Consider the following 21,655-nt stretch of genomic DNA (forward strand, 5'->3'; position numbering starts at 1 on the left):
TGACCCCTGACGCAACGTGCCTATAGTGGCCTACGGTGCACCATCCGGCTTGCGGAAAGGCAGGCCGTTGAGCCAGTTCCGCCGCAAAGGAGAACCGCATGGAAAACCGCACGCTTGGATCGCTCACCGTTTCCGCCCTGGGTCTGGGCTGCATGGGCATGAGCGAGTTCTACGGAACCGGCGACGAGCAGGAATCGATCGCCACCATCCACGCCTTCCTTGACGCCGGCGGGACCCTGCTGGACACCGCGGACATGTACGGGCCCTTCACGAATGAAAAGCTGGTGGGCGGTGCCATCGCAGGCCGGCGGTCTGACGTCGTCCTGGCCACGAAGTTCGGCAACGAACGCCGTGAGGACGGCTCCTGGGTGGGCATCAACGGCCATCCTGACTACGTCCGCGCCGCCTGCGATGCCAGCCTCCGGCGCCTGGGCGTGGACCACATCGACCTGTACTACCAGCACCGCGTGGATAAAACCGTCCCCATCGAGGACACCGTGGGGGCCATGGCCGGGCTGGTCGAAGCAGGGAAGGTCCGCCATCTGGGCCTGTCCGAAGCGTCGGCGGAGACCATCCGACGAGCCCACGCCGTGCATCCGATCACCGCGCTGCAGACCGAGTACTCACTGTGGGAACGCGAACCTGAAACCAAAGTCTTTCCGGTGCTCGAGGAGCTGGGGATCGGTTTTGTGCCCTACAGCCCGCTGGGCCGCGGCTTCCTGACCGGCCAGATCCGCTCCGCTGACGACTTCGCCGCCGATGACTTCCGCCGGCACTCACCCCGGTTCCAGGGCGAAAACCTTGCCCGCAACCTGCAGCTCGTGGACCGGGTGAAAGAACTGGCCGGCCAGAAACAATGCACCCCCGCCCAGCTCGCCCTCGCCTGGCTGCTGGCCCAGGGCCGGCACATCGCCCCGATCCCCGGCACCAAAAGGCGCGAACGGCTCGCCGAGAACCTGGGCGCAGTGGGCGTCGAGCTCACCGCGGAGGACCTCCAGCTGCTCGATGAACTGGCGCCTGCCGGGGCCACCGCAGGGGCCCGCTACCCCAACATGGCCACCATCGACACCTGAGAGCCGCCGGCGCCCACGAACCCGTCCCACTACCCGCCCCACCTACCCGCCCCACGAAGGAGACCACCATGGCCCAGAACGACGACGAAGCCCGGATTTTGGAGCAGTGGACCCACAAGCTGACCCAGGCCTTGCAGATCCTGGACCTGAAGGTGGACCAGGAGCTGATCCTTGAGCTGGCCCGGAAATCCGCAGATTCCGTGACGCACGCAGCAGCCCCGATCACCGCGTTCCTGGTGGGCTACGCCGCCGCGCTCGAGGCCGGCACGGGAAGCGCCGGTTCCAAGGCAGCCTCGACGGCGTCCATCACCAAAGCGGCCGACGTCGCGTTCAGCCTCTGTGCGGACGCCCGCCAGCAGGCGAATCCCCAGCCGGAACCCGGCGCTCAAGGCTGGACGCACAGCGCGCAGTAGCTCCTTCGGTGGCTCAGCCTGCGGCCACGGCCTCCGGCGCGTGTGCCTTGGCTGGCTCCAGCCGAACGATCACGGCCTTGGACACGGGCGTCTGGCTGCCTTCAGCCACGCTGTCCAGCGGAACAAGGACGTTGGCTTCGGGGTAATACGCGGCCGCACAGCCCGCTGCGGTGGGGTACGAGACCACCCGGTAGTTGTGCAGCACCCGCTCCACGTTGTCCTGGTACACGCCGTGGATGTCCACGCGCTGCCCGTCGCTGAGCCCCAGCCCGGCCAGGTCCTCCGGGCTGACGAACACCACCTCGCGGCCCTTCCGGATACCGCGGTAGCGGTCGTTGTTGCCATAGATGGTGGTGTTGAACTGGTCGTGGGAACGCATGGTCTGCAGGATCAGCGTGCCGGCCGGCCGTTCAACGTGTTCGAGCTGGTTGACCGTCAGCATGGCCTTCCCCATCGGGGTTTCGAATGTGCGCGAGTCCCGGGGACCGTTCGGCAGCACGAAGCCGCCCTTCTGCCGGATCTTCCCGTTGTAGTCCTCGCACCCGGGGACCACGCGGGAAATGTGGTCGCGGATGAGGTCGTAGTTTTTCTCGAACCCGGCCCAGTCAGCGTTGACCCGGTCACCCACCACCTTCTGGGCGAGCCTGCTGATGATGGCCACCTCGGACAGCAGCCCGGGTGCCACCGGCGGGACGGCGCCGTGTGAGCCGTGGACAGCGCAGACGGTGTCCTCCACGGACACAAACTGCGGCCCCGATTCCTGCAGGTCAATCTCGGTGCGGCCCATAGTGGGCAGAATCAGCGCCTCGGCACCGGTCACGGTGTGCGAGCGGTTGAGCTTGGTGGAGATCTGAACGGACATCTCGGTGTTTTCCATCGCAGCTATGGCTGTCTGCGTGTCCGACATGGCCCCCACGAAGTTGCCGCCCATCCCGACGAAGACCTTGATCCCGCCGTCGCGCATTTGCCTGATGGTTTCAACGGCGTCTACACCGTGTTCACGCGGCGGATCGAAGCTGAATTCCTTGCCCAGCGCGTCCAGGAACGACGGCGGCATCTGCTCCCAGATGCCCATGGTCCGGTCACCCTGGACGTTGCTGTGCCCGCGGATGGGCGAGGCGCCGGCGCCCGGCTTGCCGATGTTGCCGCGGAGCAGCAGGAGGTTGATGATCTCCTTGATGGTGGGCACGGCCTTTTTGTGCTGCGTAATGCCCATGGCCCAGGTGATGATCACTTTCTCGGCCTTCAGGTAGCGCTCCGCCAGTTCATCGATTTCCTCGGTCCGCAGCCCGGTGGCCTCGAGGACGGCTGCCTCGTCCAGTTCGGCGAGGTGCGCCTTCAGCTCCTCCAGCCCGTGGCAGTGCTCCGCCAGGAAGGCATGGTCCAGCACGGTGCCGGGATTCCTGGCTTCGGCGTCGAGCACGCGCTTGGAGACAGCCTGGAGGAGTGCCATGTCGCCGCCGAGCCGGATCTGCAGGAACTGATCCGCAATCTGGGTTCCGTGGCCGATGATGCCCTTGACCTTTTGCGGATTCTTGTAGCGGCGCAGCCCGGCCTCCGGCAGCGGGTTGATCGCCACAATCTCGCCGCCGGCCTCCTTGGTCTCTTCCAGGGCGGTGAGCATCCGCGGGTGGTTGGTGCCCGGGTTCTGGCCCATGATGATGATCAGGTCCGCCTTGGCGTAGTCGTCGTAGGAGACGGTGGCTTTGCCGATCCCGATGGTCTGCCCCATGGCCCAGCCCGAGGATTCGTGGCACATGTTGGAGCAGTCCGGCAGGTTGTTGGTGCCGTACGCCCGGACGAACAACTGGTACAGGAAGGCGGCCTCGTTCGAGGTCCGGCCGCTGGTGTAGAAGGTGGCCTGGTCCGGGCTGGGCAGGGACTTCAGCTTGTCCGCGAGGATGGTGAACGCCCGGTCCCAACTGACTGGCCGGTAGTGGTCCTCACCCGCGGCCTTGTGGACCGGCGTGGTGAGGCGCCCCTGCATCCCCAGCCAATACTCGGAGCGTTCCCGGAGTTCGCTCACCGGGTGTTCGGTCCAGAATTCGGGGCCGACCAGCACCGGGGTGGCCTCCCAGGTGACCGCCTTGGCACCGTTTTCACAGAATTCAAAGGTCTTGCGGTGGTCCGGGTCGGGCCATGCGCAGCTCATGCAGTCGAAGCCGTCCTTCTGGTTCAACGCCAGCAGGGTCTTCCCGGCCCGGCCCGCGCCCATGTGCTTCAGGGCCGGCTCCATGGAGTGGTAGACGCCGGGGACGCCGGCGGCCCAGGACTTGGGGTGGCCGGTGACCTCGATATCAGCCTCGTTGACCTCTTCAACCTTCGGGTTTTTACGCGCCACGCTGCACTCTCCTTAGTCGAACTGACACCGTCAACACGAAAATACTCAGAATGGTACGGGTCTCTTCCACACTTGTTCAGGGCGTCCCGGAAGTCAAGGAAAGGAGCCGCCCGGCCGCGCGCAGGGAGGGGGTGTTTCAGACGGCGGACGACGGCGGGAGGCCACCTCGCGTAGGCTTGTCACCACGGCTGAAGCAAGCGGCCGCAGGACCCACCACCCCGGAGCTGCCTTCATGCCCGAGAAACCTGCGCTGAGCGCGCTTGCCTCCTCCGCTTTCTCCCTCCCTCAGCTCCGCGACGGCCAGCTCGCGGGCATGTCAGCCCTGGCGGACGGCCGTGATGTCCTTGCCGTGATGCCCACCGGCTACGGCAAGTCCGCGATCTACCAGGTGGCCGCGGTCCACCTCCACCGGGAGACCGGGCACCCCGCCGTCGTGGTTTCACCGTTGATCGCGCTCCAGGAGGACCAGATCGCAGGCCTCACCGAGGCACTGGGCGAGGGCGCCGCCGTCGCGATCAACTCCGCCCACAGCGACGCGGAAGTGGAGGACGCCTGGCAAAAAGTGGAGTCGGGCATGGCCGCTTTCCTCTTCCTGGCGCCGGAGCAGCTGGCGAAGAAGAGAACCGTGGAGCGCGTCGCCGCTGCCCGCCCGGCCCTGTTTGTGGTGGATGAAGCCCACTGTGTCTCCTCCTGGGGACACGATTTCCGCCCCGATTACCTCACCCTGGGCACCGTCAGGGAACAGCTCGGCAACCCGCCCGTGGCAGCGCTGACGGCCACAGCCTCCCCACCGGTGCGGGAGGAGATCGCGGAACGGCTGGGCATGAAGGACCCGCTCGTCCTGGTTCACGGCTTCGACCGGCCCAACATCATGCTCGATGTGGTCAGGCATCACGAGGAGAAGGAAAAACGCCGCGCCGTGGTGGAGCAGGTGTTTGCCTTCGTCGACAGTAACAGCACAGGCACCGGCACGCGCCAACACGGCCTGCTGTACACCGCCACCCGCAAGGACACCGAGAAGTACGCCGCGAAACTGGTCGGGCAGGGACTTCGCGCCGAGGCGTACCACGCAGGCCGCTCCGCCGCGGACCGCGAACGCGTCCTCGAACTGTTTATGGACGACCGGCTGGATGTGGTGGTGGCAACCACGGCGTTCGGGATGGGCATCGACAAGCCCAACGTTCGGTTTGTGATCCACGCCGACATTCCCGAATCACTGGACGCCTACTACCAGGAGCTGGGCCGGTCCGGGCGGGACGGGGAGCCTGCGTCTGCCGTTCTGCACTACCGGGCCGAGGACCTGGGACTTCGGAAGTTCTTCGGCACCCACCGTCCGGACCCGGAGGCCCTGCTTGCCGTACTCAAGGCCCTCCGCACGGCGGACGGACCTGTCTTCGCCTCGTCACTGGCCGAGCTGACCGGCTTCAGGCCGCGCCGCATGACGGGCCTCCTGAACCAGCTGCAGGAGGCGGGTGCGGTGAGCTCCGGCAAGCGCGGCGTCCGGCTCATCTCCACAGCCAAGCCGGCCGCACTGGTGCAGCGCGCCGTCGAACTGGCTGAAGCGCGGCAGCGCGTGGACGAATCGCGCCTCCAGATGATGCGCGGCTACGCCGAAACGGATGGTTGCCGGCGCCAGGTCCTGCTGGGGTATTTCGGCGAGGACCTCCCGGAGCCGTGCGGCAACTGCGATTCCTGCACCGAGGGGGCGTCGCAGCCGCAGGCTGGAAATAACGACGGCGGCGCTGCCCGCGATGTCGCAGATCTTCCCTTCCCGGTCCAGTCCTCCGTGACCCACAAGAAGTGGGGAGCCGGGCTGGTGATGCGTTATGAGGATGACGTGATCACTGTCCTGTTTGAGCGGGAAGGCTACAAAACGCTCTCCCGCGAGGCCGTCACGAAACGAAAACTCCTGAAGCCCGCTTAGGTACGCTGGAGGAAGACTCCGACGAAAGGCCCCAACGTGGAAGTTTCCTCCCTTGTCTGGACCCTGACCATCGCGGGAATCGTTGGCCTGCTGGCTTTCGATTTCTTTTTCCATGTGCGGAAGGCCCACACGCCCTCGCTGAAGGAGTCGGCCATCTGGTCCTCCATCTACGTGGGCATCGCCCTGATCTTCGGCCTCGGTGTGCTGATGTTTGGCGGTACCACCATGGGCACCGAATACTTCGCCGGCTACGTCACGGAGAAGGCCCTGTCCGTGGACAACCTGTTCGTCTTCCTGATCATCATGGCCAGCTTCAAGGTGCCCCGCGCGGACCAGCAAAAGGTGCTGCTGTTCGGCATTGTCTTCTCACTGATCGCCCGCACGGCCTTCATCTTCCTCGGCGCAGCCCTGATCAACAGCTTCGCCTGGGTGTTCTACATCTTCGGCCTGATCCTGCTCATCACCGCCGGGAACCTGCTCAAACCGGATAGCCACGACGATGACAGCGAAGGCCTGGTGGTCCGGCTCGCCAAACGTTTCCTCCCGGCGTCGGCACACTACGACGGCGACAAGCTGTTCACCATGGAGAACGGCAAGCGTGTCCTGACCCCGATGCTCCTGGTGATGGTGGCGATTGGCGGCACCGACCTCCTGTTTGCGTTGGACTCCATCCCGGCCATCTTCGGGCTGACGCAAAACGTTTTCATCGTCTTTACCGCCACCGCGTTCTCGCTGATGGGCCTGCGCCAGCTGTTCTTCCTGATTGACGGACTCCTGGACCGGCTCATCTTCCTGTCCTACGGCCTGGCGGCAATTCTGGGCTTCATCGGCGTCAAGCTCATCCTGCACGCCTTGCACGAAAACAACCTGCCCTTCATCAACGACGGTGAGCCGGTCAACGTGGTGGAAGTCAGCACCGGCGTCTCCCTGACGGTGATCCTGGGAGTCCTGGGGGTCACCATCCTGGCCTCCATCTTCAGCCCCAAGGGCAAGGCTAAGAACGCGGTGTCCGGCGCCAGGCGGCACGCTGTTGAGTACCTTGACCTGAACTACGAAACGGACATCCTGGAGCGGGACCGGATTTTCGCGAAGATGGTCCGTGAGGAAGACCAGATCCGGAAGTTGCCGGAGAAGTACAAGCGGCTGGTCCGCAACGAAACCGAGTTCATGGACCTCCTCCGCAGCGCCCACGCCGAGCATGACAAAGCCCAGGTCCGCGCCGCGGACTCCTAAATCAGCCCGCCTTAAGCAATGCGCTAAAGCAACGCGCCTTAAAGCAACGCGCCTTAAACGTGGGGTCACTCAATGCCCTTCGGGAGGCCTCGGAGGGGCATTGAGTGGACCCCGCGTTGTCAGTCCCTGTTGATAGATTCAAATCATGGCCGGTGGAGCTTTCCTCCGGACAGGGAAATCAATGGGGAGGCCCAGTGTTTCTGCTCGATCCTGCCAGTGCCGTTCCAGTCGTCAGCGGTCCAGGCGTCAGCGTTCCAGGCGTCAGCGTTCCAGGCGTCAGCGTTCATCGGGGCGCGGCGCAGGACCTGGTGTTCTCCGCCAGCGATCTTGTTGCCGCCAGCGAGTGCGAATACCGTACGCTCCGCATCCTGGATGAGAAGCTGGGCCGCTCCCCCAAAGCGCAGTTTCCCGAGGATGAGATGCAGCGCCGGGCCGGGAAACTCGGTGACCGGCACGAGGAAAAGGTGCTGGCCGGCCTCATCCAGCAGTACGGCACCTGGGATGCCGGCCGCGGTGCCGGGGTCTACTCCATTGACCGCGGCGACAACACACGCGCGGATCTTCTGGCCAAACAGGCCGAAACCGAGCTTGCCCTCCGGGCCGGGGCGGACGTCGTCTTCCAGGCCACCTTCTTCGACGGCGAGTTCCTGGGCTACGCGGACTTCATCGTCAATGAGGCCGCCGGCACCGGCAACCCCGGCCGCTACGAAGTGTGGGACACCAAGCTTGCCCGGCATGCCAAGGTGGGGGCACTTCTGCAACTGGCAGCGTACGGCGACCAACTCATCGGCATGGGCCTGGAACCCTCGCCCCGGGTAACCCTGGTCCTGGGTGCCGTGGTGGCCGGCGACTACGTCCGGAGCCACCACTCCCTGCCTGACCTGCTGCCCGTCTTCCGCGAGCGCCGCGACCGCTTCCGCGACCTGACCGCCGCCCACCGGGAGCAGGATTCGGCGGTGCAGTGGCAGCAAACCGGCATCAGCTACTGCGGCCGGTGCAACTACTGCGCCGAGCAGGTCCAGGCCCACCGCGACCTCCTCATGGTGGGCGGCATGACCACGGTTCGGCGCAAGAAGCTCATTGCCGAGGGCATCACCACGATCGACGCACTGGCCGACCTCCCTCCGGGAAAGGCCTCAGGTTCGGTGGTGCGGCTCCGCGACCAGGCACGGATGCAGCTGGGCCGGGACCTGCCGGACGGTTCCCGCACCTTCACCAAGGACGGCGAAGACCACACCGTCGCATTCAAGGTCCTCCCGGAGAATGCCTTGGCCGGCATTCCGGCGCCCAGCCCCGGCGACATCTTCTTCGACTTCGAGGGCGATCCGCTGTGGCAGGACCCCGCCACCAGCCAGTGGGGCCTGGAGTACCTCTTCGGCGTGGTCGAGGCACCCTCCGCTCCGGCAGGAGACAGCCCGGCAAATGACAGGCAGGAAGGCAGACCAGCTGCCAGGCGGGATGACGCCGCAGGCAACCCCGTGTTCCGGCCCTTCTGGGCGCATTCCCGTTCCGGGGAACGGCAGGCCTTCCTGGACTTCCTGGCGTACGTGGAAGAGCGCCGTGCGCGGTTTCCGGACATGCACGTCTACCACTACGCCGCCTACGAGAAATCGGCCCTCCGGAACCTGTCCGTGCGGCATCTGGCGGGCGAGGACATCGTGGACAACTGGCTCCGCGAAGGGGTGCTCGTGGATCTCTACGCCACGGCCCGGCATTCGCTCAGGATCTCCGAGCCGTCCTACTCCATCAAAAAGCTTGAGCCGTTGTACATGGGGGACAACCTTCGCTCCGGAGACGTGAAGGACGCAGGCGCTTCCGTGGTGGCCTACGCCGCCTACTGCGCGGCCCGGGACGGCGGCGACGCCGCGGAAGCTGCGAAGATCCTCGCCTCGATCTCCGACTACAACGAGTACGACTGCCTCTCCACTCTCCGCCTGCGGGACTGGCTGCTGGAACTGCGGGACTCTGCTCCTGCTCACGATCCGGGCCACACCGCCGCGGGCCCGGGAACAGGGCAAACGCACGACGGCGGCGCACCGGCCCCGCTCCGGCCCGAAGTTCAAGAACCGCAGCCCACACCCGGCGAGCTCAGGCTCCAGGAGTATTTGGCGGGCCTCCCGGACACCCGGCCCTGGACGAACGACGAACGCGCCATTGCGATGGTGGCCGCGGCCACCGGGTACCACCGGCGGGAAAGGAAGCAGTTCTGGTGGGAACACTTCGACCGCACCGAAGCCGAGATCGACCTCTGGTCCGATCACCGCAACGTGTTTGTGGTGGACACAGCGGAGGTGGTGGCCGAGTGGGCGCTGGCCAAGCCCACGGTGCGGATGCGCACGCGCACGCTCAGGCTGACCGGAACCATGAGCGAGGGCTCCGACTTCAAGCCGGGCAGCACCTGGTGCCGGCTCTATGATTCCCCGCTCCCCGACGGCTTGGAGGATACGTCCGGAACCAGCGGCCGGGGCTTCACCTTCGGCACCCTCGTGACAGCAGTGGAAGACCACCCCCGGATAGCCGGCCAGAGCATCATCACCATCGAGGAGAAGGAAACCGGCAAGGTCCCGGCGTACCCGCACATCCCGGTGGCCCTCACCGAGGACCAGCCGGTCCGCACCGCCAGCATCGAAGCCGCGCTGGCGGAACTCGCGGAGGAGGTGGGGGCCGCTGTTCCGTCGCTCCCCAAGCATCCTGGCGTGGACATCCTGCGCAAGCTTCCGCCGCGCTTCCGTTCACTCCCCGGCCCCGCCCCTGTCGGAGACGGCAGCCCCGAAGCCGACGGCGCCGGCGCGCCGGATTACGTCGGTGCGATCACTGCCTCGCTGCTGGATATCGATCATTCGTACCTCGCCGTGCAGGGCCCGCCCGGGACGGGCAAAACATATGTGGGCTCCCACGTCATTGCCAGGCTGGTGGCCCGGGGCTGGAAAATCGGTGTGGTGGGGCAGTCGCATGCGGTAGTGGAAAACATGCTGTGCACCGCCATCGAATCCGCCGGGGTGGATCCCGCCCGCGTGGCCAAGAAGATCGTCACCGAACACGCGGTGCCCTGGCGCCAGACGAAGGACGACGACGTCGCGGCCCTCCTCGCCTCCCCCGGCGGCGCGCTGATTGGCGGCACCGCCTGGACCCTCACCGGCAAATCAGTCCCCGCCGGATCGCTGGACCTGCTGGTGATTGACGAGGCCGGGCAGTTCTCGCTGGCCAACACCCTGGCCGTGGCCCGCTCCGCCAAACGCCTCCTGCTCCTGGGCGATCCGCAGCAGCTGCCGCAGGTCACCCAGGGCTCACACCCCGAGCCGGTGGACGAGTCGGCCCTGGGCTGGCTCGCCGCCGGTCATGCCACCCTGCCGGAAAATTTGGGCTACTTCCTGGCCGACAGCTGGCGCATGCATCCCGATCTGTGCCGCGCCGTGTCCGTGCTCAGCTATGACGGCAAGCTCGAAGCGGCGCCCGCTGCTTCGCTGCGGAGCCTGGCAGAGCTGCCGGCCGGCGTCGAAACCGCGTTCGTGGCGCACAGCGGGAACACCACGTCCTCCCCGGAAGAGGCAGCCGAAGTGGTCAGGCAGGCGCAGCGGCACATCGGGCTGAAGTGGATTCCGGGAGGGGACAAACCCGCCCGGCCGCTGACTGCCGAGGACATCCTGGTGGTGGCCGCCTACAACGCCCAGGTCCAGCTGATCCGGCACGAACTGCAGCTGGCGGGCCTGTCCGGCGTCCGGGTGGGCACGGTGGACAAGTTCCAGGGCCAGGAGGCGCCGGTTGTGGTGGTCTCCATGGCCTGCTCCGCGGTGGCTGAGGCACCGCGGGGGGCCGAGTTCCTGCTGAACCGGAACCGGATCAACGTGGCCGTGTCGCGGGGGCAATGGCGTGCGGTGATAGTGCGTTCGCCCGAGCTCACCAACTACATGCCGTCCAAACCCGCTGTACTCGAGGAGCTCGGCGCCTTCATTGGCCTCGGCCCGGGCCGCCGGCGCCCAGGCGGCCATCAACGCGCAGGACGCCACCAACGCGGGTAACCCTCAACGCTCAGGCAGCCGTCAACAGGGTAAATTCAGTGGGTGACATCCCAGACCAACAAACTGCCTGTCGGCGCCCTGACCGTCCTTGCTGCCATCGGCTTCACGGCCATCACCACCGAGCTCCTGCCGTCAGGCCTGCTGCCCCAGATCAGCGCTGACTTCAAGGTTTCGGAGGCAACGGCCGGCTACCTGACGGCGGGCTACGCGGCCATCATCGTCATCACCGTCATCCCGTTGTCCATGGCCCTGGCGCGGATTCCGCGGCACTTCCTGCTCATCGCCCTGATCCTGACCTTCGCCGCGAGCAACGCCCTGGTGGCGGTGGTCTCCGACTTCGGCGCCGCCATGGGTTCGCGGGTGGTGGGCGGCATCGCCCACGGCCTACTGTGGTCCGCGATGGCCCCGTTTGTGGCCCGGATTGTCCCCGCCCACCAAGTGGGCAAGGCCCTGGCCATCGTCTTCAGCGGCAACAGTTTGGGCCTGGCCATTGGCGCCCCGGTGGGTACCGCTCTCGGCAACCTCCTCGGCTGGCGCTCGGCTTTCGTGGTCCTGGCTGCCTCCGGCGTGCTGCTGGCCCTCCTGGCCGGGTGGCTGCTTCCACCGGTTCGGCGCATCCCTGATGCTCCGCGCCCGTCGCTCCGGAAGGCGATCGGCCAGCCCGGGGTGAAAACCATTGCCGTCGGGTGGCCGCTGATGCTGATGGCACACTTCGCGCTGTTCACCTACATTGCCCCGTTCCTGCGCGAGGTCCGGCTCCCCGATTTCAGCATTCCGCTGTCCATCAGCATCCTGGGCGTGGCCGGTCTGGTGGGCATCTGGATCGCCGGCATCACCGTGGATTCAAAGCCGCGGCGCTGGCACCTCATCACCGTTGCCGGCGTTGTGGCCGCGCTGCTGCTGCTGCCCCTGGTGGGAACCGCCCTGCCAGGTTTTGCGCTGGGCGGCGCGGCCGTCCAAGACCTCGCACTGCCGGCAGCCTTGCTCCTCATGTTCGTGTGGGGCATAGGCATCGGCGCCATGGGAATCTACAACCAGTCCGCCATCCTCCGGGCGGGCGGTGAATACCGGGACGCCGCCAACGGCCTGACCGTGCTGACCATCCAGGTGGGCATCACCATCGGAGCGATGTTCGGCGCCGCCGCCCTGACCGTGGCCGGACCTGTCCTGATCCCTGTCGCAGCGGCCATCCCTGCAGCCATCGCGTTTGTGCTGATCCTGGCCGGCAGGCGCCACGCCTACCCGCCGGGCCCGCGGGAACGCGTCAGCGGGCCCTGAAGTCCCGGAAGGACCCGTCGGCGGCCGAGATGGCCTCTTCCACCCGTTCCACGCGCCCGGGGGCGTTCTCGGACCTCAGCCAGTCCAGGAGCTGGTGCACCTGCTCCTGCGGCCCTTCGGCAACCACCGACACGGAACCGTCGTCGAGGTTCTTCACCACGCCCCTGAGCGCAAGCTCGTCAGCCTTGCCCATGGTCCAGAAACGGAATCCGACTCCCTGCACCACGCCGAAGACGCGGGCAGAGAGCCGGATATCACCGCCCCGCTGGGGGCTTCCAGTGGTCATGGCACTCAGGCCTGCTTGACCAGCGCAGCGTCGACGTTGATCTTGACTTTGTCGCTGACCAGCAGGCCGCCGGCTTCCAGCGCCGCGTTCCAGGTCAGGCCGAATTCCTTGCGGCTGATGTCTGTTTCAGCGGAGAAACCCGCGCGGGTGGCACCGAACGGGTCAACAGCAACCCCCGTGAATTCGACTTCCAACTCCACCGGCTTGGTGATGCCGCGGATGGTGAGATCGCCGGTGAGCGTGTAGTCCTCGCCGTCGCCTTCCACCGAGGTGGCGCGGAACGTCATCTCCGGGAATTCCTCCACGTCGAAGAAGTCCGGGCCCTTGACGTGCCCGTCGCGGTTGGCGTCGCCGGATTCGAAGCTGGCGGTTTTGACCGTGGCGTGAAGTGAAGAATCGGCCAGGGATTCGCCAACGCGGGCTTCCGCCGAGGCATCCGTGAAGCGGCCGCGGACCTTGCTGATGCCTGCGTGGCGGACCGTGAAGCCGATTTCGCTATGGGACATGTCCAGGTTCCAGACGCCTGGTGTCAGGCCTGAGGGAAGGGTCACTTTTGCATCTCCTTGTGCTGGGAAAAAGTGTGGGAACCGGCTGGTACAGCCGGTTCCCACACTGCTTCACTCAGGACATTTTGTCCAGAGAATGCGCCGCCCGGACCACCGCGGGCAGCAGTTACCGCTATCAGTTGTTGATGGTGATGTCCCGCGTGCGGTGGTTGTAGCGGATGGTGACAGTGCCGCCGTCGTGGTGCAGTTCGTGGTTGGGACCGTCGAACGTGCCGAACGCGCCGTAGTTCTCGTCCCATGAGCGGTTCAGCGCAATCTTGAACGTGTAGTGGCCGGCAGGCAGTTCGGTGCTCTTCGTCCATAGCTGCGAGCTGAAGTCGAAGTCCATCTGCGACTCGTCATACTGCGGCGCCCAGTTCTCCGGGGCACCCAGGAAGGTGTTGAAATCGCCGGCCACGGCCACGGCTTCGGGCTGCGGGAAGGTTTCCTCATCCGGGCCTTCAAGCGGCTCCGACGCAGCGCCGTCAGCCGTGGCCTTCGTGGCGGGCGCCTTGCGCGAACGCACGGCCTTGACCACCGGCTCCACGGCTTCCTCGATCAGCTTCGCGGCCTTGCCCACAGCCTCGGCAGCCTTCTTGGTTGGGGCCTTCCGGGCGGGCGCCTTCTTCGCGGGGGCCTCAGCGGCCACTGCCTTCGCGCCGGAGGTCTTGCTGGCGGCCGCCACCTTGGCGGGAGCCTTCTGGACGGCGGGAGCGGCGGGAACCGGGGTGTCGGCCGGGACGGGAGTCCCGGCGTCGAGCGCTGCCGCGAAGGCATCCGCATCCGCGAAGGCGACCGTGGCGCGCATGCCGTCCTCACTGATGGTCCAGCCGGAACGGCCCTTGACCAGCCAGCCGGCCTTGACCAGCTTGGCCGTGGCGGAGGTGAGGGTCTTGTGGCCGCGGGGAATGCCGCCGCTGAGCAGCGCGGCTTCATGTTCGGTGAAGGGCACGCGGGCGGTGGCTTCCGCCAGGACCTCACCGGCGTTGCGCGCCTCGCCGTTCCACGTGCCCTCCGTCAGGACATCCAGCACGGTCTTGAGTCGAAGGTAAGTGTTTTCTGCGGTGGACTTGGCCATGATTCCCCTTAGTGAAGCGATCTGTCTTAAGGCATCTTGCCAAGACCGTATTAAATCGCACGACTTGAAATGGTTAACTCTGCGTGTCGTGACCGACTATGACGTCGATTACAGCGGAACTGAGGCAAGAGTCTCGGCTAATGGGCTGTTTTCTCAACCCTTGACCGCTCTTCCGGGAACCGCCGCCCACTTCCCAGACGCGCGCGAATCCCAGTTTAGCGACCACTTCGGGCCATAGCTACCCGCCGTTCAACTCGTCAAGAAGCTCGGCCTTCCGCTCCTCGGAGGCGAACGACGAGTGGATGGAGTTGGCTGCGAGCCGGGACCTGTCGAACTCAGAGAGTTCAAACACTGCCTGCAGCTGGGCGAAGTTGTCATCCACGTAGCCGCCGAAATAGGCCGGATCGTCCGAGTTGACGGAAACATTGAGCCCGGCGGCGAGCATTGCCGGCAGTGGATGGTCCGCCAGAGTGTCCACGGCCCGGAGCCGGACGTTGGACAGCGGGCAGACCGTCAGCGGAATCCGCTCGTCCACGAGGCGTTCCACCAGGTCCTGATCCTCCATGCAGCGGATGCCGTGGTCGATGCGCTCCACGCCCAGGACGTCCAGCGCTTCGATGATGTACGACGCCGGTCCCTCCTCGCCCGCGTGCGCGGTGAGCCGCAGACCCGCTTCGCGGGCTTTCGTGAACAGCCGCTCAAATTTGGCTGGCGGGTTGCCCACTTCGGCCGAGTCCAGGCCGATGGCTGCGATGGGCGCGTTCATGGCCAGCAGGCCGTCCAGGACCTCCAGCGCCGATTCCTCGGAAAGGTCGCGGAGGAACGCTGCGATCAGCAGGGTGGAAATTCCGTAGTCCTCCACCGACGTGGCCAGGGCCGAGGCCACACCGTTAACGCAGGTTTCCAGGCTGACGCCGCGGGAGATGTGGGCCTGCGGGTCCATCATGATCTCGGCATGCCGGACGCCGGCAGCGGCGGCCCGGGCCAGGTAGGCGCGGGTCATGTCGGCGAAGTCCTGCTCAGTCCGCAGCACGGCCATGTTGGCGTAGTACAGGTTCAGGAACGACTGCAGGTCGCTGAATTCATACAGCGCCCGCAACTCTTCAAGGCCTGAATAGGGAAGTGCCATGCCGTTGCGCTCCGCCAGCTCAAAGATCAGCTCGGGCTGCAGCGTGCCCTCAATGTGCAGGTGCAGTTCCGCAAGAGGCAGGAGTTGCGGCGCTTCTTCGGTCTCGGGCACCTCAAATTCCGGCATCGGGTCGGCGGCAGCATCCGGGTAATTGTCCATCGGCTCAGGATATCGCCCGCCCGCCGCTTCACGGCTAGAGTCGAACCAATGCGGAACCTTCAGCAGGCTGACGATCCTATCCTTCACACTTCCGGCCACCTCGCCGACGGCTTCGTCCGGGTCCGGGGAGCCCGCGAGAATAACCTGCGGAACGTGGACGTGGATGTTCCCCGCGACTCCATCGTGGCCTTCACAGGCGTCTCCGGCTCAGGAAAGTCATCACTGGCATTCGGGACCATCTACGCCGAAGCCCAGCGCCGCTACTTCGAATCCGTAGCCCCCTACGCACGCCGCCTCATCCAACAGGGCCACAATCCCAAGGTGGAGATGATCTCCGGGCTCCCGCCCGCCGTCGCGCTTCAACAGCGCCGCGGCGCACCGAGCAGCCGTTCCACCGTGGGGACGGTGACCACGCTGTCCAATTCGCTGCGCATGCTGTTCTCGAGGGCGGGAACCTATCCGCAGGGGGCGGCCCAACTGGACTCCGACGCCTTCTCACCGAACACTGCGGCGGGCGCCTGCCAGGAATGCCACGGGCTGGGAGTGGCCCACACGGTCAGCGAGAATTCCCTGGTGCCGGACACCGGCCTGACCATCCGTGACGGTGCCATCGCCGCGTGGCCGGGCGCCTGGCAGGGCAAGAACCTTCGCGACATCCTCAGCCACCTCGGCTACGACGTGGATGTCCCCTGGCGGAAGCTGCCCAAGAAGCAGCGCGACTGGATCCTCTTCACGGAGGAGCAGCCCGTCGTCGAAGTCACGCCCGAACGGGACCGTGTTGCCAAGCCGTACAAGGGCCGGTTCTGGAGCGCCAAAAGCTACGTCCTTCACACCCTGGCGGACTCGCAGAGCGCTGCCATGCGCGAGCGCGTGCTGGCGTTCATGGAATCCGGGCCCTGCCCCCGCTGCGGCGGAACCGGGCTTCGGCCCGAGGCTCTCGCGGTGTCCTTCGCCGGCAGGAACATCGCCGAACTCAACGCCGCACCCATGGTGGAACTTGCCGAGATCATCCGCCCCACGGCCGGCCTCAAGGACGCCGGAACCGCGTCCCGCCGGCAGTCGTCCGGGGAGGAGAACGAGGTGGCCGTCGCCATCACCGCCGACCTCCTGCACCGCATCACGGTGCTGCTGGACCTGGGCCTCGGCTACCTCGCCCTGGGCCGCTCCACCCCCACCCTCTCCCCCGGCGAAATGCAGCGGCTGAGGATCGCCACCCAACTCCGGTCCGGACTGTTCGGTGTGATCTACGTGCTGGACGAACCCTCCGCAGGCCTTCACCCGGCCGACGCCGAGCCGCTGCTGGCCGTCCTTGACCAGCTCAAGGAGTCAGGCAACTCGGTCTTCGTGGTGGAACACAACATGGATGTGGTCCGCCGGGCCGACTGGCTGGTGGACGTTGGGCCGCGCGCCGGGGAAGGCGGCGGCGAGGTTCTCTACAGCGGGCCCGTCGCCGGCCTGGCTGCCGTTGCGGAGTCGGTCACCCGCCCGTTCCTGTTCGACGACGGCGCTTCCGGCGGCGCGTCCGGCGCACGTTTGCCGGCCGCGCGCGGGGACGCCCGCGAACCCGACGGCTGGCTGGAACTGACCGGAATCAGCCAGCACAACCTCAAGGACCTTGATGCCCGTTTCCCGGTGGGCGTCCTGACGGCAGTCACAGGCGTGTCCGGCTCGGGCAAGTCGACCCTGGTCAGCCGTGTCCTCGCCGACGTGGTGGGTTCCAGCATGCGGAACCATCCGGCGGCGGAGACCGAACCGGACGAGGCAGATCCCGCAGCACCGTTGACGGTGGGGACGGTCAGCGGGACGGACCGGATCGACAGGCTGGTTACCGTGGACCAGAAACCCATTGGACGGACGCCACGCTCCAACCTGGCCACCTACACCGGGCTGTTTGACGCCGTGCGCAAGGAGTTCGCCGCCACGGACCAGGCCCGGGCACGCGGATTCGGCGCCGGCCGGTTCTCCTTCAATGTGGCCGGCGGCCGCTGCGAGACGTGCCAGGGCGAGGGTTTCGTCGCGGTGGAACTGCTCTTCCTTCCCGGCAGCTACGGCCCGTGCCCTGAGTGCGGCGGTTCACGCTACAACCCGGAAACCCTTGAAGTGACGTACCGCGGCAAGAACGTGGCCGAGGTCCTGCGCCTGACGGTTGACGCCGCTGCCGGGTTCCTGGCCGACATTCCCGCGGCGGCCCGCAGCCTCAAGAGTCTCCGTGATGTGGGCCTGGGCTACCTCCGGCTCGGCCAGCCCGCCACCGAACTGTCCGGCGGCGAAGCCCAGCGCATCAAGCTCGCCACCGAACTCCAGCGGGCCCGGCGCGGACACACGCTCTACCTTCTGGACGAGCCGACCACCGGACTGCACCCCGCCGACGTCCAACTGCTGATGACCCAGCTCCATGGCCTGGTGGACAGCGGGAACACCGTGGTGGTGGTGGAACACGAGATGGACGTGGTGGCTGGCGCCGACTGGGTCATCGACCTTGGCCCCTCGGGTGGCGATGCGGGCGGAAGGATCGTCGCTGCCGGTACCGCGGCCGCCGTCGCACGTTCCAGCCAAGGCCGCACCGCGCCCTACTTGGCAGCAGCGCTCCGCCAGCAAGCCACCAGCTGATCACCAGAAATCATTTCGGTTTGATAACGGCCGCTGGATGTCCTAGCGTGAAATGCAAGCCCGACATGCGGGTGAAATGAATGCCCGGTGCTGCCTCCACCAGAACTGCCCGGCCGGCAGACACCGAAAATTGACCTCTATTTGTCAGGGGCGGGCAGTGGCGCGATAACCTCCGGGGACGGACCGAGCGCCGGTGGCCTTCAGGAGCATCACATGAAAAACACCACCATCCGTACTGCCGCGCGCCGCGGAGTCACCGTTGCCGCCATCTCAGCGGCCGGACTTGCACTGTCCGCCACAGGGGCCAACGCGGCCACCGACGGCGGAACCTGGGACGCCTTGGCCCAATGTGAGAGCGGCGGGAACTGGGCCACGAACACCGGCAACGGTTACTCCGGCGGCCTGCAGTTCACCGACAGCACCTGGGCGGCCCACGGCGGCACCGGGTCCGCGGCCGCCGCCAGCCGCGAGCAGCAGATCGCCGTGGCCGAACAGGTCCAGGCCTCGCAGGGCTGGGGAGCCTGGCCGGCCTGCGCTGCCCAGCTTGGCCTGAGCGGCGGGGGCGGGGCGACGGCGGCCGCACCGCAGAGCGTGCCGGTCCAGAGCGCACCAGTCACCCAGGCTCCGGTGACCCAGGCCCCCGTCACCCAGGGCGATGTTCAGGCTCCTGCAGATGATGTAACGGCACCGCAGCACGCCGCCCCTCCGGCACTGAGCGGCGAGACCTACACGCTGGAAGCGGGCGACACCCTCAGCATCGTTGCCAGCAAGCTTGGCATCGAGGGCGGTTGGGAGAAGCTGGCGGACGCCAACCTGGACACCATCGCGAACCCGAACCTTGTGTTCGCCGGGCAGGTCATCCAGCTCCCCGCTTAGCGGCCACCCGTTCCCGGGACCCCTTTCCCCCGCCCCGGGAACGGCCAAGCAGCAAAACAACGACGCCGGAGCGCCCCGCTTAGGGGAGCTCCGGCGTCGTCCGTTGTCCAGTTGTTTGGCTGCTTGGCGGCTAGGCGGCCGTCGGGATCTCCCGCACGATCCGCACTTTCCAGGCGCCGGCGTCGCTGGTGTCCAGCAGCGCCACCGTGCCGTGGGCTACGTTCAGTGCCACGCGCTTTGCAGCAAGCAGTTCGAGGTAGAGGTGCTCGTTCATGCGGCTGGGAGTGTCGATGATGTACTTCACGGCGTCGCGGACTTTGCGGTAGTTGGCGCTCTTCTCGCGGTGCAGGTGAAGTTCCAGCAGCTGGCGCTGGCGAACTTTGGGTTCGTGCTTGTTGAGCCAGGAAACGGCCAAGTGGACGGCGACCACGAGGGTGAGGGAGACGGCATAGATCCACATGCCGCTCGTCAGCAGGAACAGAGGCAAATTGCCGATGGCTACGAGCGCAATCACCACTCGCAGCGCAACGATGCGGCGAAGAGTCAGGGCTACGGAGGCTATGGCGGCGCGGAAGCCGTGCTGCTCTTTCCGCGCTTCGGCCGGGTCGAGGGTAAATTCATCAAGGATCAGGATGCCCTTGGCCTCCGGGCCCAACATTTGCCCGAACTTGGGCTTGAAATGCGACGATGGACCGGGGGTCGTTTCAAGTGAAATTGTCATGGGGGGCTTCCTGGACGGTGGGGCGTTTCGGTGATCTTAGTGGGTAACGGCGCCCGATGTATGCACTGGTCCACCATGTGAACACCACGGGCCGGCCGCCGGGGCGCTCCGTGTGGCGGCGGGCACTGCAATTGGCACATAGGCCGCGTGCCGTCAGACTGAAGGGATGCAAACCTTCCTTCCGTACCCCGATTTCCGGCAGAGCGCCGCAGCACTGGACACCGCCCGGCTTGGCAAACAGCGTGTCGAGGCGCTGCAGACCCTCCGGGCTCTGGTGATTCCCGAGTACGGCTGGCAGACCCACCCCGCCGTCCGCATGTGGATGGGCCACGTGCCGGCCCTGACCATGTACGGCCTGGCGATGGTGGACGAATGGACCACCCGCGGCCATGCAGACAACACGCGCGCCAACATCACCGAGTTCGCGCCCCAGGCAGCCCACCCGGACTATGCCGCCAAGATTCCCATGCCGGAGTGGCTTGGGAACCCTGACTTCCACCTGAGCCACCGTGCGAAACTGCTCCGCAAGGAACCGAAGTTCTACAAGTCGGTGTTCCTGGACGCCGATTTGGATATCGACTACATCTGGCCGGAGCCCAAGCACGAATTCCTTCCGGCCGACCCCGAGGACGACTTCCTGTGGATCCTCCGCGACGCGCACACCGACGTTGATCCGGAGAAGCTGGATACCGTGGCGCTACCGCCGGTCCGGCGTGCCAACGCCGGCGCTGCTGTCCCGGCGGCCGACGGTTACTCCCCCGTTTACCTTGATGACGGGTCGCGCCGCCCCTCCAAGCAGCCGCGCAAACTGCCTCCCAAGCTCGTCAAGAAGCCCACGCGGAAGCGCCAGGCGCAGGAGGAAGCATTCGCCACGCTGCCCGGCAAAACCACCGTTGCCGTGTCGTTCGAGGACGGTCGCAAGTTCGCCGTGGGACAGGTCCTTGGCCGGCCCATTACGCTTGACGACGGCCGTTTCGGCCGCAACTTCAGCGTCACCGAAGTGATCGACCGGTCCACGTTCGATTACCCCGCACTGCTGCAGGATCCGCGCGTGTTCTTCCGGGTTCCCGCTCCTTCGGTTCTCGCCCCCTGATCGCGTGACAATTCTCCTGGCCGGCTGCGGCGACTTGGGAACTGAGGCCGGGCTGCGGTTCGCCGCCGCAGGGCACAGGGTGGTGGGCTGGCGCCGTTCGCCGGAAAAGCTGCCGGCGGCGATCGAAGGCGTGGCGGCTGACGTGGGCGGCACCGACCTGCCGCCTATCCCGGCGGATGCTACCGCCGTCGTCGTCGCTGTTGCCGCCGATTCCCCCACGGAAAAGGCGTACCGGGCCGCGTACGTGGACGGGTTAACGCACGTCCTCGACGCTTTGGAGCGCGACGGCGTTACGCCCAGGCGGGTGCTTTTTGTGTCCTCCACCGCGGTTTATGGGGACGCTGCCGGCGGCTGGGTTGATGAGAGTACGACGGCGGCGCCTGGGGGATTCTCCGGGCGCGTCCTCCGCGAGGCTGAGGAACTCCTGCTTTCGCGGCTGCGCGGCACCGCTTCGGCACCTGTGGTGCTGCGGCTCGGCGGGATCTACGGTCCGGGGCGGACGCGCCTGATTGACCAGGTCCGCAACGGCACCGCCGTGATTCCCGACGAGCCTCGGTTCACCAACCGAATCCACCGGGACGACGCTGCTGCCGCGATCGTGCATTTGGCTTCGATGGCCGCCAACCCCGCACCGGTTTATGTTGGCGTGGACGACGATCCGGCAGACCTGGGGGACGTCCTGCGGTTCCTTGCCGGCGAGATGGGGTATCCCGAACCGTTGGCCGGGCCGGCCGGCGAGGCCCGCGGCGGCAACAAACGCTGCAGCAACGCGCTGCTCCGCTCCACGGGTTTCAAGTTCGCCTATCCAACCTTCCGTGGGGGCTACCGGGAGGTCCTGGCGAGAACTGGGGTCCGCCACCCGTAGGCTGCTGTCCTA

At 66.5% G+C, this 21,655-nt stretch carries 16 protein-coding genes; 10 read left to right on the top strand and 6 right to left on the bottom strand.

Features of this window, described 5'->3' with window-relative positions; all coding sequences use genetic code 11:
* The first annotated feature begins 98 nt into the window (after positions 1–98).
* The gene (locus IAQ70_RS04050; protein ID WP_190988031.1) at positions 99–1,073 is read left to right on the top strand and encodes an aldo/keto reductase; all 975 of its coding nucleotides are present in this window, start codon (positions 99–101) and stop codon (positions 1,071–1,073) included.
* Between the two features lie 68 nt (positions 1,074–1,141).
* Positions 1,142–1,486, top strand: coding sequence for a DUF6457 domain-containing protein (locus IAQ70_RS04055; RefSeq protein WP_223858765.1), 345 nt, complete (start codon positions 1,142–1,144; stop codon positions 1,484–1,486).
* Positions 1,487–1,499: 13 nt separating this feature from the next.
* Here IAQ70_RS04055 and IAQ70_RS04060 read toward each other — a convergent pair whose 3' ends face one another.
* Positions 1,500–3,827, bottom strand: coding sequence for an FdhF/YdeP family oxidoreductase (locus IAQ70_RS04060; RefSeq protein WP_190988032.1), 2,328 nt, complete (start codon positions 3,825–3,827; stop codon positions 1,500–1,502).
* Between the two features lie 232 nt (positions 3,828–4,059).
* On the opposite strand from IAQ70_RS04060, the gene IAQ70_RS04065 reads away from it, so the two are divergent.
* From IAQ70_RS04065 to IAQ70_RS04080, 4 genes are all read left to right on the top strand, one after another.
* Entirely contained in the window at positions 4,060–5,751 is a 1,692-nt protein-coding gene (locus IAQ70_RS04065; RefSeq protein ID WP_190988033.1) for a RecQ family ATP-dependent DNA helicase, read from the top strand.
* Between the two features lie 36 nt (positions 5,752–5,787).
* Complete coding sequence (locus IAQ70_RS04070; protein WP_190988034.1) at positions 5,788–6,984, top strand: TerC family protein; 1,197 nt, start codon at positions 5,788–5,790, stop codon at positions 6,982–6,984.
* 308 nt (positions 6,985–7,292) lie between these two features.
* A complete protein-coding gene (locus IAQ70_RS04075; RefSeq protein ID WP_317983576.1) occupies positions 7,293–11,003 on the top strand; it encodes a TM0106 family RecB-like putative nuclease in 3,711 nt (1,236 codons plus the stop codon).
* 42 nt (positions 11,004–11,045) lie between these two features.
* Positions 11,046–12,281 carry an MFS transporter gene (locus IAQ70_RS04080; protein WP_317983570.1) on the top strand — a complete coding sequence of 412 codons (1,236 nt, stop codon included), beginning with the start codon at positions 11,046–11,048 and terminating at the stop codon, positions 12,279–12,281.
* On the opposite strand, the gene IAQ70_RS04085 is transcribed toward IAQ70_RS04080, so the two are convergent.
* The 4 genes from IAQ70_RS04085 to IAQ70_RS04100 form a co-directional block, all read right to left on the bottom strand.
* Positions 12,268–12,567, bottom strand: coding sequence for an acylphosphatase (locus tag IAQ70_RS04085; RefSeq protein ID WP_190988035.1), 300 nt, complete (start codon positions 12,565–12,567; stop codon positions 12,268–12,270). The two genes, IAQ70_RS04080 and IAQ70_RS04085, sit on opposite strands and share 14 nt — an antisense overlap.
* 5 nt (positions 12,568–12,572) lie before the next feature.
* The gene (locus tag IAQ70_RS04090) at positions 12,573–13,118 is read right to left on the bottom strand and encodes a YceI family protein (protein WP_190988036.1); all 546 of its coding nucleotides are present in this window, start codon (positions 13,116–13,118) and stop codon (positions 12,573–12,575) included.
* A 130-nt stretch (positions 13,119–13,248) separates the two neighbouring features.
* Positions 13,249–14,190 carry a pullulanase X25 domain-containing protein gene (locus IAQ70_RS04095; protein ID WP_190988037.1) on the bottom strand — a complete coding sequence of 314 codons (942 nt, stop codon included), beginning with the start codon at positions 14,188–14,190 and terminating at the stop codon, positions 13,249–13,251.
* A 238-nt stretch (positions 14,191–14,428) separates the two neighbouring features.
* Positions 14,429–15,445, bottom strand: coding sequence for an adenosine deaminase (locus IAQ70_RS04100; RefSeq protein WP_223858872.1), 1,017 nt, complete (start codon positions 15,443–15,445; stop codon positions 14,429–14,431).
* A gap of 81 nt (positions 15,446–15,526) precedes the next feature.
* Here IAQ70_RS04100 and IAQ70_RS04105 point away from each other — a divergent pair, with 81 nt between their 5' ends.
* Positions 15,527–18,088, top strand: a complete 2,562-nt coding sequence (locus IAQ70_RS04105) for an excinuclease ABC subunit UvrA (protein WP_190988039.1) — start codon at positions 15,527–15,529, stop codon at positions 18,086–18,088.
* 213 nt (positions 18,089–18,301) lie between these two features.
* Positions 18,302–18,964 carry a transglycosylase family protein gene (locus IAQ70_RS23150; protein WP_190988040.1) on the top strand — a complete coding sequence of 221 codons (663 nt, stop codon included), beginning with the start codon at positions 18,302–18,304 and terminating at the stop codon, positions 18,962–18,964.
* Positions 18,965–19,094: 130 nt separating this feature from the next.
* On the opposite strand, the gene IAQ70_RS04115 is transcribed toward IAQ70_RS23150, so the two are convergent.
* Positions 19,095–19,685, bottom strand: a complete 591-nt coding sequence (locus tag IAQ70_RS04115; RefSeq protein WP_190988041.1) for a hypothetical protein — start codon at positions 19,683–19,685, stop codon at positions 19,095–19,097.
* 166 nt (positions 19,686–19,851) lie between these two features.
* Between IAQ70_RS04115 and IAQ70_RS04120 the strand changes: the two genes are divergently transcribed.
* Together IAQ70_RS04120 and IAQ70_RS04125 are read left to right on the top strand one after the other, a co-directional pair.
* Complete coding sequence (locus tag IAQ70_RS04120; RefSeq protein ID WP_190988042.1) at positions 19,852–20,778, top strand: MSMEG_6728 family protein; 927 nt, start codon at positions 19,852–19,854, stop codon at positions 20,776–20,778.
* A 4-nt stretch (positions 20,779–20,782) separates the two neighbouring features.
* Entirely contained in the window at positions 20,783–21,643 is an 861-nt protein-coding gene (locus IAQ70_RS04125; protein ID WP_190988043.1) for an SDR family oxidoreductase, read from the top strand.
* The last annotated feature ends 12 nt before the right edge of the window (positions 21,644–21,655 follow it).

This window comes from Pseudarthrobacter sulfonivorans, assembly GCF_014712225.1.
GTDB lineage: Bacteria > Actinomycetota > Actinomycetes > Actinomycetales > Micrococcaceae > Arthrobacter > Arthrobacter sulfonivorans.